The following is a 13,434-nucleotide window of genomic DNA, read 5'->3' as shown; positions in this document are numbered from 1 at the left end:
GTCGGGATTGGGCGTTGGTGTCGGATGCTTTTCCCTAATGCCACGATAGGGGCCTACGTAGGCGGCCTGATGCAAATGACTACAAGTAGTCTAAGGGGGGCTGCATTGCTGCGAGTGGCCTGTTCAAAGCCTAACGCTCACCTCCTGGCTGCGGCATGCATCAAGCGTCTCGTCCTACAAGAACCCGCATTCTGGTGCTACCCGCGCGTGTGGCACAGGTGAATCGCCTGCCCTGCGTGCTGCACGGATCTAGGCTAGGCATTCATCGCAGCGCAAATTAGTCGCGGGGATAAATTCGTTGTCGCTAACGCAACATCGTCAATCGCTGACTTCGGTTCATCATCCGCCTTGCTGGCGCGCATTCGCTGGTTAGGGGGCTTTGACTGCTGCCGTTGCCCCCGCTGACGGCAATATCGCGTCTCATCGTGACCTTCGCGGGAACGTGCGGAGGGGGCCAGTCGCGTCGGCAATGTCACTGGCCGCCATTGATGTGAACTTGTCGCATCCATGCGGCGAATCCTGGGGCACTGCGCCGCGGTCCTTGCAGTGGGCGCTAGGCGCTCTCGAGTCAACGCGTTGCCGATGCGGCTTTCCCAGGGAACAACTTGCGCCCGATCGACTGCTTGCGCATAAAAACGGCAGTTCACCCGAGTTCGATCTCGCCAATATATTACGCAACTAACAATCTATTCATTGAAGGTCGCCCGTCCAATGCAGAAAGCCGCCATCAATAGCAATGGACCCTGCGCCGAGGTTGGGGGCAGTCCGCGGCTGCGCCTCTCGGCCGGCGCGGCGAAGACCCGCCGGCGTCTAGACATTAGCGTTGGTGTCGTCCGCGAATGACGCGCAGAGTGGCCAAAGCCGCATGGGCTTCAATATAGGAAGTCACGGAAGACCACGTCACGATCAACTGCGATGCGATTGTCTTCGTGTAGTACCCGACAGCCTCTTAGCATATGCGTGAAACAGGGTCGAAAAGAACCTAGCCAGCCCGGAAGCATTGTGTGGTGGGCGTTATAGCCGAATATGCAGGTAATGTTTCACGGATGCCAGCGCCTCTGGCGGAAATAAAGCGCGGCCGGAGTCCAAAATTGGCGGAGTGTAGCGGTCCTGCGGGGTGGTGTATCAAAAAATACGTAATTTGTAGCGAGCAATGCATGCATCTGTTTGCCCGGCGGCGTCTCGAACCGAACCACCGGCTCCGCTTCGCGGCGCCTGTACGGCGCCCGGGAACACCTTGAGCTGGCGGATACCGCTCGATCGCGATGGCGATTTCCGCCCCAGCACGAAGCCCGGCCATTCGCTACCGCACGTGTGGCTCGAAGATATGCGCGGCCGCTACTCGATCAACGGGGTAGTCGGCCGGGGCCGCTTCCTGCTGATTGCCGGCGAGCAGGGGCAGGCATGGTGCGAGGCAGCCTGCCGGCTAGCCGCGAATTACGGTATTGCGCTCGAAGCATTCACGGTCGGCGTGCACGAGGGGGACCGCTTCGATTTCCGTTGCGAATGGCTGCGGAATCGCGAGTTCGGGCCGGGTGGCGCGGTGCTCGTGCGTCCAGACCACTTCATCGCGTGGCGTGCGATGGACCTGGCGCGCGACCCGGTGCAGATGCTCGACACCGTTTTCAAGAAGGTCCTGGCACTGGCCTGACGGGCCGGCGTGGCTTCACACCGAGGGCTGCGAGAGTCGGACGACGACCCAGGTCGCGTTCCTCGACGCAGCAGAACACAAATGGATCGAGTGACTGGGTGGCATGAACGTGTTCTTCGTGATGGACGACGGTTCTCTGCATACACCGCCGCTATCGGGCACCATATTGCCAGGTATTACGCGTGCTTCCATTATTGATCTGGCCAAACGGGAAAGCCGTCAGGGCTGACCGAGGACCCATGAATCGAGCACGGGCATCGCGTGCGGCGGCTCGGTCAGTAGAGCGCAGAAAAGTGGAGACGAAGTGAACTCGCTTACGTGTTCCGCACGAACCACGTTCGCTTCGCCGTGGCCAGCAGACCGCTATACACGACCCACGAAATGGCGAAGGTGGCGGGCGCGGACAGCGAAGCGACAAAACCCGATCCGCTGTTCAATGCGAAGCCGACAAAGGCGCCCGCGAACCAGGCAATCAAGCCGCCGGGATTGAACTGCGGTACATGGGTATCGCGGCATTCGATATCGGTGCCTATGAGTTGGACATAGCGTGCAGAGGTGATATGGGCGAGCGCAACGCCCACCCACGCGACAACGAAAATACCTTGCCAGGCGAGCGCCATGAGGATCTTCGAGAAAATGTCGGCCATCATCAGGACATAGACTACAACGCCGACGACCAGTGCCCACACGAATTTTGGCGCCCGCAGGCCGGCGATCTTCTGAAAGAACGCCTGCATGTTGATGGTCGCGAGATAGTAGTTCGCCGTGTTGATGCGCGACTGCGTGACCCACACGAACAGCAGTCCCCAGATGCCCATCAGCTTGAGCAATGCCAACACGACCGATACTTCGGAGAGCGTACCCAGGCCGGGAATGGTGCTGACGAGGTAAATGCCGGCCGCGCCGTTCACGAGAAAGGTGACGAGATAGAACGGCATCCCGAAATTCCAGCGACCGTGATACTGCGTATCCTCCTTGCGCCCAAAGCGGGCGTAGTCGAACGTGAACATCATGAGCACCCACACGCCCATGTAGTAGACGAAGCAGTGCCACCAGCCATCGGCCGGCACCGCGCCCTTGGGGCCAAAATCCAGCCAGGACGCGTTGTAGCCGTACTCCCAGGTCGCGAGTCCCACGGCCGCGAGGAGTCCGAGCAGGTAAAACGGCAGCAGTACGCCGTTGAACTTGTCCAGCCAGTGCTGAACGCTGCCGAACACGAGCGGCACGCTGTAGCAGACTACGATCAGCGCGGCCCACTTGTATGCGAGCGCGGGAAACAGGTGATTGGCCGCGACTGCAATGACCGAGCCCTCGAATACCGCGTAGTAAATGGCTGTCGCGAAGAAGATCAGCGTCGCGAGCGCGGCGCCCGCGCTGCCAAACAGCACACGCGAGAAGAGCGCAACCGATAAACCCGTGCGAATGGCGTATCGGCTGATGATCGCGTTGACGGCGCCATACGAGACAACCGATAGCGCCATGCCGATCAAGGCGTTGCGTGCGCCGTAATTCAGCGCAAGCGTCGCGCCGACCACGATGTAGAACACTGCGCTACATACCGCCCACCACGCCATCGTCAGCGAGAAAGGGGGCATTCTCGCGCTATCGGGGATGGCGACAGTCGAAAGATCGACGTCTCCCTCCGTGCTTTCCTGCGCCAGATTGGCCATGAACGTGCTCCTCAAGTCTGGAATTTGCGAACAGCGTCTTAACCGCAGTGCGATGTTGCCGCGGGGCTGCCTTGACGCCGGGCGGGCAGCCGATGCTGCAAAGCAGGTGCGAGCGCGCCCGCCGTGTGGCCCGAGGCCACACGGAACGCGAGTCGCGAAAGGAAAAGCAGGGGGCGGTGCTACTGCCGGCAGCCCCTTGACCGTGACAGGTCTAGTGCGTTAATGCTTCACGCAGCAGGGCGAGGCGATGCTGATAGTCGCGGCGTGCCGCGAGCGCCTCGTTCATGGTGACGCTCACGAAGCGCGCCCGGTAGTTCGGCTGCATTTGCCCGATCCGATCCATATCCGCGCTGATCACCGTGCCGATCGTGGCGTATCCGCCGCCCGACACCGCATCGCGATGCAGGATGATCGGTTCCAGACCGGCTGGTACCTGGATCGAGCCGATGGGATAGCAGGCATCGACGATATTCGACGGATCGGCGCCCGCACCGAAGGGCTGCTCGCGATCCATGAAGTGGAGCGGACGCCCGTTCTTGTAGCGATAGCCAATGCGATCCGCTTCGGGCGCGACTGTCCATTCGTCCTCGAAGAACGTTTGCGCCGACTCGCTGGTGAGGCGGTAGTGATACAGCCCCGTGAGCACACGCAATTCGACCGTCGTGTCGAGCTTCGCACGCAAGGCGGCCGGCAGTTCGAACCCTTCACCCAGCTTGGCGTCTGTCACGCCCGTCGTGAGGCGGTCGCCCTTTTGCAGGCGACGGCCTTGCAGGCCGCCGATCGCGCCGAGCGTGTAGGTCGAGCGACTGCCCAGTACGGCCGGCACATCGATGCCGCCGGAGACCGCCAGATACGCGCGTGCGCCACGCTTCACGTAGTCGAACGTCAGCTTGCTCCCTGCCCGAATGCGCAAAGCCGTATCGCTCGAGTAGGCGACGCCGTCGATCTTCGGAGTCATTTCCGCACCCGTAAGCGCAATGAGGGCATCCGAGTGGAAAAGGAGTTCCGGCCCCAGCAGGGTCAGTTCGAGCACGGCCGCGTCTTCGGCATTGCCCACGAGCAGGTTCGCCGCACGGGACGAGTACTGGTCGAGCGATCCGGAAGGCGGAATACCAACGTGGTAGTAGCCCTGGCGTCCCGTGTCCTGCACCGAAGTGGCTAGTCCGGGCTTCAGGACCTCGATCACATTGAGCGTATCAGTTGGCATACAGCACCTCGACGAGAGAACGGTTGTATTCGTCAGGATCGCGAAGAAAGTCGACGAGCGAGAATTTCACGGGCCGCACGCGCAGCGTGAAGGTGCCTGCCTCGACGGCGGCTACGGCTTCGTCGTAGGCCGCACGGTCGATGGGCTTGAACTTCACGATGTCGCCGGGCTGGAAAAACACCATGAAGTCACGCAGGTAGTCGAGCCGTTGCGCGGGGTCGAAAATCGGTGCGGGCGTCACGCCGAACATCTGGTATCCACCCGCGCCGCGCACGGAATAGATGCACCCGAAGCAACCGCCGTGGCCAACCGTCAGTTTCGGCGTGTCGGTGCGTGGTCGCAGGTACTTGGGCACCTGAAGCTGGCGCTCGCGCTCGACCATCTGGTACATGAACGGCAACCCAGCGACAAAGCCCACCATCGAAACGAACCACGGCGAGCCCGCATGAGCCGCAATGAATTCGTCGGCGTCGCGTTTGCCGTTGATGCGCGCCGCGTATTCGAGGTCCGTCGAAGACGGGTCCTGGTGACGCTCGCGAAACCGCATGAGCGTCTCGTTCGTCCAGGGATCGTTGTAGAGCACCGGGACTTCGACAATGCGCGTGTCGATGTCGAGCGTGGCCTCGCCGACTTCGGCCTCGATGCTGCGAAGCAGTGCGACGAGCGCGTCAGGGGCGATGACGTCCGGGTCATAGCGTACCTGGTACGACGCGTTCGCCGGGCAGATCTCGGTCACGCCGGCCACGTTACGACGTTGGAGTTCGCGTGTGATCGCCGTGCCCTTGAAGAACGCGTCGAGCGACATCTCCTCGCTGATCTCGGCGAATACGAACTCGTCGCCGCCAAAGGTATAGCGTATGGTCATGACGCCTCCCGCGCGGCCGTCAGACCTGCGACCGCGCACTCCCGCGCTGCGGTCGATGCGGCTTCGCTTTCGCGCCACGCCACCATCCAGGTCTCGAGATAATTGGTGTGATAACGGGCCGCGCGTACGTCGTCGTCGGCAACGAGCGCACGGTGCAGCGGCGCCGTCGTTCTCAGGCCGCCGATGTGCAGTTCGCGCAGCGCGCGCGCGAGGCGTGCGATGGCCGCCGCGCGGCTTTCGTCGTGCACGATAAGCTTGGCCAGCAGCGAATCATAGAACGGCGGCACGACATAGCCAGGATAGAGCAGCGAATCGACCCGCACACCGGGGCCGGTCGGCCAGACAAGCTCTTCGACGCGGCCCGGATTCGGGCGGAAATCCTGAAGCGGATCTTCCGCGTTGATGCGGCATTCAAGGGCCGCGCCGCGCAGCACGATGTCGCTTTGGCGCAGGCGCAACGGCTCGCCATCGGCAATGCGCAGCATTTCGCGCACGAGATCGACGCCGGTGATCGCCTCCGTCACCGGGTGCTCGACCTGGATGCGCGTGTTCATTTCGATGAAGTAAAACTCGCCGCGCGTTTCGTCGAAGAGATATTCCAGCGTACCGGCGCTGCGATATCCCACCTGTTTGGCGAGGCGCGCTGCCGACGCGCAAAGCTCTGCACGCAGTTCCGGCGTGAGCGAAGGCGAGGGCGCTTCTTCCAGAATTTTCTGGCGGCGCCGTTGCAGGGAACACTCGCGCTCGAACAGATGGATGACGTCATTGCCGTCGCCCAGCACCTGGACTTCGATGTGACGGGCGCGTGCAATAAAGCGCTCGAGATAGACGCCGCCATCGCCGAACGCAGCTTGGGCTTCGCGCTGTGCAAGTGGCAGTTCGGCGTCGAGCTGAGCGGCGTCGTGCGCAACGCGAATGCCGCGGCCGCCACCGCCCGCCGCCGCCTTGATCATGATCGGGTAGCCGATGCGCGAGGCTACCTCCCGGGCTTCTTCGAGCGAACTCACGATCCCGGCGCTACCCGGCACCGTGGGCACGTCGGCGCGCTGCGCGGTCTCGCGGGCGCGGGCCTTGTCGCCCATCGTTGCGATGACCTGCGAAGTGGGCCCGACGAAAATCAAGCCAGCCGCCTCCACCTGTGCGGCGAAATCCGCGTTCTCGGACAGGAAACCATAACCCGGATGAATGGCGTCCGCGCCGCATTGCTGTGCGGCGGCGAGCACCGCAGCGGGATTCAGATAGCTCTTCGCCGCATGCGACGAACCGATATGCACGGCTTCGTCGGCCATGCGGGCGGCGAGACTCTCGCGGTCCGCGTCGCTCACCACGACCGCGGCACGCATGCCAAGCTCCTGCGCCGCGCGAATCACGCGCACGGCGATTTCGCCGCGATTCGCGACCAGCACGGTGCGAATGCGTGAGGGGCGATAGAACGCCGCCGTCGAATTGTCCACGTTCATGGCTTCACTCCTCGATGCGCATCAGCACCTGCCCAGCGTCCACGGGCTCGCCATCCTCGACGAGAAGCTCAGTCACGCGGCCCGACACTTCGGCTTCGATTTCGGTGAACTGCTTCATCACTTCGACGAGGCCGATGATTGCCCCGGCCTGGACCGCAGAGTCGATGGCGACGTAGAAGTCCGCCTCGGGCGAAGGACGCCGGTAGAACGTGCCCGGCAACGGGCTGACGATATCGTGCAGTGCCATCATGTCTCTCCCTTGAATTGATTTAGAACCTGAGCGTCGACGCGAGCGGTCCGGTGATTCGAATCCCTTCGCGAACGAGGTGCTCGCGAGTGGTTTGCACGAGTTCCAGCGCGCCGGGCGTGTCGCTGTGGATGCAGATGGAATCGAAGTCGATGTCGATATAGTCGCCATCGACCGTGCGCACCTTGCCTTCGATGCACGCACGCAGGACCTTCTCGGCAACCTGGCCGGCATCGAACCTGCCAACGCGGCGGGTGAAGACGATCGAGCCGCTGCGGTCGTAATCGCGGTCGGCGTAGAACTCGCGCACGACCGGCTGCCCGATTTCGCGCGCGATACGGTAGGTCGCCGACGACTCCATGCAAAAGAGCAGCAGATTCGGGTCGATCTGTTGCAGCGCTTCGACGAGGAGCCGCGAGAATGCCTCGTCGCGCGCGGCATGCATATAAAGCGCGCCATGCGGCTTCACGTGCTGGAGTCTGAGGCCGTGCAGCCGCGCGAACTCACGCAGCGCGCCGATCTGATAGAGGATGTCGTTGACCAGCGCTTGGGGCGTTTCAGCGATATTGCGGCGGCCGAAGCCGACCAGATCGCGAAAGCCGGGATGCGCGCCGATCCCGACGCCGGACTCCCGCGCCAGTTGAACGGTGCGCGCCATGATGTTCGGATCGCCGGCATGAAAGCCGGTGGCGATGTTCGCCGAACTGATGAGCGGCATGATGGCTTCGTCGACGCCATCGCCAATTCGCCACGGGCCGAAGCCTTCTCCCATATCGGAGTTCAGGTCGACGCACTGCTTTTTCATACGGTTCCCCTCCTGGTTCGCGCGGCTGCATGTGTGAAAACACACGCAAACCGGTGTTGAAACGGAGGTTATACGGAGGGGGGTGGACAAAAAAGTTTTATTTTTATATGCCTCGGTATCGATTTTTTCGATATTGCTCGGTACGCTGTCGGCTGACGCACTCAATTTCCTCGAAGATGGCGCTTACCCTCAGGCAGCTCAAGTACTTCGTGGCGACGGCCGAACTCGGGCAACTTTCGCAAGCCGCTATTCATCTGACCATATCGCAGTCGGCGGTGACTAGCGCGATCAAGGAACTGGAGGACAGCCTCGGCACGCAACTCTTCGTCCGTAACGCTTCAGGCGTCACGCTGACCGATACCGGGCGGCGGTTCCTCAATCACGCCTATACCATCCTCGCCTCGGTGGACGAGGCCATGCGGATTCCCAACCTCGAAAGCACGCTCACGGGCACGCTTGCCATTGCGGCGAGCTATACGGTACTGGGTTATTTCCTGCCGCATCACATCCAGCGACTCAATGCGCTGTATCCGAGCCTGACCATACAACTGCACGAGTTGAACCGCGAGGCGATCGAAGAGGGGTTGATCACCGGCCAGTACGACATGGCCGTCCTGCTGACTTCGAACGTCTCGAACCCCGAACTCGCGCTGGAGCCCGTCATTCATTCCGTGCGGCGCCTCTGGGTCGGTGCGCATCACCCGTTGCTCAAACGCGAGAGCGTGACGTTTGCCGAAGTCGCGCATGAGCCGTTCGTCATGTTGACCGTCGATGAAGCCGCGCAAACGGCGATGCGTTACTGGAACGAGACACCGTGGCGGCCGAACGTGATCCTGCGCACGTCGTCGGTGGAGGCCGTGCGCAGCATGGTCGCCAACGGCTCTGGCGTCGCAGTATTGTCCGACATGGTGTACCGGCCCTGGTCTCTCGAAGGCCGGCGCATCGAAACGATCATGCTACTCGACCCCGTTCCGGCGATGAGTGTGGGTCTGGCGTGGCGCAAGAACAAGGATCTGAGCCCTGCCATGCACGCGGTGCGCGAGTATTTCCGGCATACGTTTATGGAGCCGCGGACCAGCGGCTGAAAAACTGGTGCTTCGGTTCGCATTCTCGATGACTCGACCGACAGTCGGCGTGCCGCAACGCTTACGGCACGCCGTGAGGGGCTAGATCGCTACCAGGTAGGCGGCCATGCCTGTGTCGGAGAGCTTCATGGTGCAAATGATCGCGGCTATCGTCATGCGGGTCGTCACGCCGGTCGCGGGCGCAACTCCCGGACCGCCATGACCTCTCTGACGCGGCAGCGGCGGGCGACATCGCCTTCATCAACGCTGTTGCCAATTGCGCGGGCTTTGCGGGGCCGGCACTGGTCGACGTCGTAAAGGTAACCACCGGATCGTTAGTGACGGCCTGAGAACAGTTCGTCCAGTTCCTTCGGCTTGCTCATGGTCGGATGGCGATGCCGGGGACATCACTCCAACCGCTTCCCCGTCTCTCGTTACACCAGATCCCATGCCGTTGCGTGTATGGCTTCGACGACCAGTACAACACGCGCCGCCGCGTGATGTACTGTGCATTGCTCGCGCAATTTTGCATTTCTATTTTAGAGCCTCGGAACAACGGCTTACAAAGTGGAGAGAGCAATGGCACGAGATGTCGATCCGATCACACTGGCGGTGGTGCGAGGCGTCCTCGAGACGACCCAGCGCGAAATGACAATGACGCTGGAGAAAACCGCACGGTCCAGTGTCTTCAACGTCGCGCACGATTACAGCAACGCCATCTTCAACGGGCGTCCCGAGATGATCCTGCAGGGCCAGGACATCCCAATCCATCTCGGCGGACTGATTCCGGCCATGAAGGAGGTCGCGCGCTTCTTCGGCGACGACCTGCACGATGGCGACATCATTTACCACAACGATCCCGTCTACAAGGGCAGTCATATCGTCGACTGCTGCATGTACAAGCCCGTCTTCTACAAGGGCGAACTCGTCTTCTGGACTGTTTGCAAAGGGCACGTGACCGACATCGGCGGCCCGGTTCCCGCAGGCTATAACCCGGACGCGAAGGAGATCTACGCCGAAGGCTTGCGCATTCCGCCCGTCAAGCTGTGGGATCGCGGCGTCGAGCGCTACGACATGGTCAACTTCATGTTGAGCAACATGCGCTCGCGCCGCGATCAGGAGGGCGACCTGAAGGCGCAGCTCGGTGCGGTCAACGTCGGCGCGCGCAATCTCGTTGCGCTGCTCGACAAATACGGCGTCGAAACGGTTCGGGCATGCGTGGACGAATTGATGGACATGGCCGACCGCCACATGCGGCAAATCATTCGCGCGGTGCCGGACGGTGTCTACGAAAGCAGCGCCGTGCTCGAAGATTCGGGCCACGGCTTCGGCGAGATTGTCATCAAGGCCACCGTCCAGATCGAGGACGACACGTGCCGCATTCAGATCGAGAGCCCGCCGCAGATTCCATACTTCATCAATTCGTACGAAGGCAACTCGATCTCGGGCGTCTATCTGGGGCTCATGATGTTCGCGCAGCTCGATCCGCCCTATAACGAAGGCCTCTATCGTTGCGTGAGCGTCGATCTCGGCCCGAAGGGCACGCTCTGCAACGCGCGCGAACCCGCGCCGCACGTCAACTGCACGACTACGCCAATGGAGACGCTTGCCGACGCCGTGCGCCTCGCGCTGGAGAAGGCGCAACCCGAGCGCGCCGTTGGTTCGTGGGGGCATTCGAGCGGCGTGAACATCGCAGGCCACGATCAGCGTAACGACGAAGAGTACGTGACGATGGTGCTCGCATCGCTCGTCTCCGGCGCGGGCGCCACGGGCTATATGGACGGGTGGCACGCGTGCGGTCCGCAGTGCTGCTTTGGCGCGCTGTACTCCGGTGACATCGAGACGCTTGAATACTCCTATCCAATCCTGATTCACAAATACGGGCTCATCACCGACAGCGCAGGCGCAGGGCAGTATCGCGGCGGCAGCGGCACGGTGTGGGAAGTCGAACCTATCGGCCACGAAATGACCGTGGTGAGCTTCGGCGAAGGACGCAAGCTACCCGCCATCGGCGCGAACGGTGCGACGAGCGCGCTGCCTGCCGCCAAGCTCGGTCGGGTAGAGCTCAAGCGACACGGCAAGGTGATCCAGACGCACGAAGAAAACGCCGTCATGACCGTGCGTGACGGCTATTGCCTCGCCACCTACAACCCGGGCGGCGGAGGCTGGGGCTCGCCATTCGAGCGCGACCCCGCGCGCGTATGCGAGGACGTGCGCAACGGCATCGTTTCGATCGGCGCCGCGCGCGCCGAATACGGGGTCGTGATCGACCCGGAAAGCCTGCGCCTCGACCACGCCGCCACCCAGACCCTGCGCGCGAGCCGCGGATAAACGCCATTTGAAGAAGGACACGACATGAACAGCAAGCAATATCGCCTTGGCGTAGACGCGGGCGGCACCTTTACCGATTTCGTCCTCGCGGACGGCACGGGCCGCATGCATTTGTTCAAGGCCACTTCGACGCCCGACGATGGCACGCGGGCCATCGCCGATGGCCTCGGCCAGATCTCGGAAGCGCTCGGCGAGCCCGTCAGCAAGATCCTCTCGCGGCTCGACCTCTGCGTGAACGGTACGACCGTAGCGCTGAATGCGCTGATTCAGCACAAGGGCGTGAAAACCGGCCTCATTTGTACAGCCGGCCACGAAGACTCGCTCGAGATCCGCCTCGGTCACAAGGAAGAGGGGCACCGTTACGACGCGCGCTACCCGTCGGCGAAGATGCTCGTCGAACGCTATTTGCGCAAGCCCGTGCGCGAACGCGTGCTTTCCGACGGCACCGTGCACACGCCGCTGAACGAAGACGACGTGCGCCTTGCGTGCGAGATCTTCCGCGCCGAAGGCGTGGAGGCCGTGGCGGTCTCGTTCCTGTGGTCCGTCGCGAACGGCGCGCACGAACGGCGCGCCGCGGAGATCGTGCGCGAGATGCTGCCGGACGTCTACGTCTCGGTCGGTCTCGAAGTCTTTCCGCAGATGCGCGAATACACGCGCACCTCGACGACCGTGGTGAACGCCTACCTCGGCCCCGTGCTTTCGCGTTACGTGAACCGCATCGAGCGCTTTTACGTCGAAAACGGCGTCGAGTCACCGGTGCGCTTCTATCAATCGAACGGCGGCATGGCTTCGCCGGAAGTAATGAATACACGCGCAGTCAACGCGATCAACTCGGGGCCGGCATCGGCGCCGCGCGCCGCAATGTTCGTCGCGAAGCCGTTCGGCTACCGGAACCTCATTACTGTGGACATGGGTGGCACGTCGTTCGACATCACGCTAACGAAGGACGGTGTCACCAACGTCAACAAGGACATCGACTTCCTGCGCTACCGCATCGGCACGCCGATGATCCAGGTCGAGACGCTCGGCGCGGGCGGCGGCTCGATTGCGTGGATCGACCCGATGGGCCTGCTCAAGGTCGGGCCGCAAAGCGCGGGTGCGGTACCGGGCCCGGCCTGCTACATGCGCGGCGGCGCGGAGCCGACCGTGACCGACGCGAACGTCGTGCTCGGCTACCTCAATCCGGAGTCGCTGCTGGGCGGCCGCGTGAAGATCGACGGCGACGCCTCGCGCAAGGCCATTGAGGAACGCATTGCGAAGCCGCTCGATCTCGGCGTCGGAAAGGCGGCATACGGCATCTACAACATCGTCAACGTCAACATGATCAACGGCATCCGGCGAGTGTCGATCGAGCGCGGTTACGATCCACGCGACTTCGTGCTGATCGCGGCAGGCGGGGCCACGTCGCTCCATATCGCCGGCCTCGCGCGCGAGATCGGCGTGAAAACGGTGCTCGTGCCCAAGCTCGCATCGGGGCTATGCGCGTTCGGGCAGTTGCTCTCTGACGTGAAATACAACTACATGGCGGCTTGCCCCATGCGCGTCGAGCCGCATACGTCGTTCGAGCGCGTGCAGCAGCAGTTCGAGCGTCTCGAAGCCGACGCGGTGGCCGCACTCGAGCGCGAGGGCTTCTCGCGCGAGCGCATCCACGTCGAGCGTCAGCTCGACATGCGCTACACGGGGCAGGTGCACGAATGCTCGGTGACCATCGGCGCGATGCAGGTGAACGGCGAGACGTTCGGCGCGATTCGCGAGATGTTCGACAACCGTCACAAGCAGCTCTTCACCTACGCCGAGCCTGAGAGCCAAGTGGAGATCGTGAACATCGAAAGCACCGTGTACGGCGTGCTCGATCAGCCGCCGGCGCAGATCATCGAAGCCGGCAACGGTGCCACGGAACTTGCTGTCAAGGCGAGCCGCAACATGATTTTCGGCAAAGGCGAAAACGTCGAGAGCCTCGACTCGCCGGTCTACGACGGCACGCGCCTCGGTGCGAACGACGAGGTGGCGGGTCCGGCCGTGATCGAGGAGGTGACGACGTCGATCGTGTTGCCGCCGGGCTGGCGTGCGCGCCTCGATGCAACGGGCGTCTACGTGCTGACCGATACGGGCGAAGCGGATTGAAGCAGAGAGG

At 62.5% G+C, this 13,434-nt stretch carries 10 protein-coding genes and 1 pseudogene; 5 read left to right on the top strand and 6 right to left on the bottom strand.

Going from position 1 to position 13,434, the window contains the following annotated elements; genetic code table 11:
* Positions 1-1,237 precede the first annotated feature (1,237 nt).
* Positions 1,238-1,651, top strand: coding sequence for an aromatic-ring hydroxylase C-terminal domain-containing protein (locus L0U83_RS39110; RefSeq protein ID WP_233890031.1), 414 nt, complete (start codon positions 1,238-1,240; stop codon positions 1,649-1,651).
* A 49-nt stretch (positions 1,652-1,700) separates the two neighbouring features.
* A pseudogene (locus L0U83_RS39105) lies at positions 1,701-1,865 on the top strand (aminotransferase class IV); the annotation flags it as partial.
* 100 nt (positions 1,866-1,965) lie between these two features.
* Here the strand turns inward: L0U83_RS39105 and L0U83_RS39100 are convergent.
* From L0U83_RS39100 to L0U83_RS39075, 6 genes are all read right to left on the bottom strand, one after another.
* Positions 1,966-3,321 carry a purine-cytosine permease family protein gene (locus L0U83_RS39100; protein WP_233889931.1) on the bottom strand — a complete coding sequence of 452 codons (1,356 nt, stop codon included), beginning with the start codon at positions 3,319-3,321 and terminating at the stop codon, positions 1,966-1,968.
* A gap of 211 nt (positions 3,322-3,532) precedes the next feature.
* On the bottom strand, positions 3,533-4,528 hold the full coding sequence (locus L0U83_RS39095) for a 5-oxoprolinase subunit C family protein (RefSeq protein WP_233889930.1): 996 nt from the start codon (positions 4,526-4,528) through the stop codon (positions 3,533-3,535).
* On the bottom strand, positions 4,518-5,393 hold the full coding sequence (locus L0U83_RS39090; protein ID WP_233889929.1) for a 5-oxoprolinase subunit B family protein: 876 nt from the start codon (positions 5,391-5,393) through the stop codon (positions 4,518-4,520). The genes L0U83_RS39095 and L0U83_RS39090 overlap by 11 nt, the downstream gene beginning before the upstream one ends.
* On the bottom strand, positions 5,390-6,853 hold the full coding sequence (locus tag L0U83_RS39085; RefSeq protein ID WP_233889928.1) for an acetyl-CoA carboxylase biotin carboxylase subunit: 1,464 nt from the start codon (positions 6,851-6,853) through the stop codon (positions 5,390-5,392). The genes L0U83_RS39090 and L0U83_RS39085 overlap by 4 nt, the downstream gene beginning before the upstream one ends.
* A gap of 4 nt (positions 6,854-6,857) precedes the next feature.
* Positions 6,858-7,100: an acetyl-CoA carboxylase gene (locus tag L0U83_RS39080; RefSeq protein ID WP_233890023.1), complete on the bottom strand. Its 243-nt coding sequence runs from the start codon at positions 7,098-7,100 to the stop codon at positions 6,858-6,860.
* Between the two features lie 22 nt (positions 7,101-7,122).
* A complete protein-coding gene (locus L0U83_RS39075; RefSeq protein WP_233889927.1) occupies positions 7,123-7,905 on the bottom strand; it encodes a 5-oxoprolinase subunit PxpA in 783 nt (260 codons plus the stop codon).
* 176 nt (positions 7,906-8,081) lie between these two features.
* On the opposite strand from L0U83_RS39075, the gene L0U83_RS39070 reads away from it, so the two are divergent.
* The 3 genes from L0U83_RS39070 (at position 8,082) to capA (ending at position 13,424) form a co-directional block, all read left to right on the top strand.
* Positions 8,082-8,990: a LysR family transcriptional regulator gene (locus tag L0U83_RS39070; protein WP_233889926.1), complete on the top strand. Its 909-nt coding sequence runs from the start codon at positions 8,082-8,084 to the stop codon at positions 8,988-8,990.
* A gap of 558 nt (positions 8,991-9,548) precedes the next feature.
* Positions 9,549-11,300 (top strand): caprolactamase subunit beta, encoded by a 1,752-nt coding sequence (gene capB / locus L0U83_RS39065; RefSeq protein WP_233889925.1) that lies wholly within the window; start codon positions 9,549-9,551, stop codon positions 11,298-11,300.
* A 24-nt stretch (positions 11,301-11,324) separates the two neighbouring features.
* Positions 11,325-13,424, top strand: a complete 2,100-nt coding sequence (gene capA / locus L0U83_RS39060; RefSeq protein WP_233889924.1) for a caprolactamase subunit alpha — start codon at positions 11,325-11,327, stop codon at positions 13,422-13,424.
* The last annotated feature ends 10 nt before the right edge of the window (positions 13,425-13,434 follow it).

The sequence above is a fragment of the Paraburkholderia flagellata genome (assembly GCF_021390645.1).
Classification (GTDB): Bacteria; Pseudomonadota; Gammaproteobacteria; order Burkholderiales; family Burkholderiaceae; genus Paraburkholderia; species Paraburkholderia flagellata.
The sequence above is the reverse complement of the archived record's forward strand: the minus strand, read 5'-3'. Positions and strand labels throughout refer to the sequence as shown.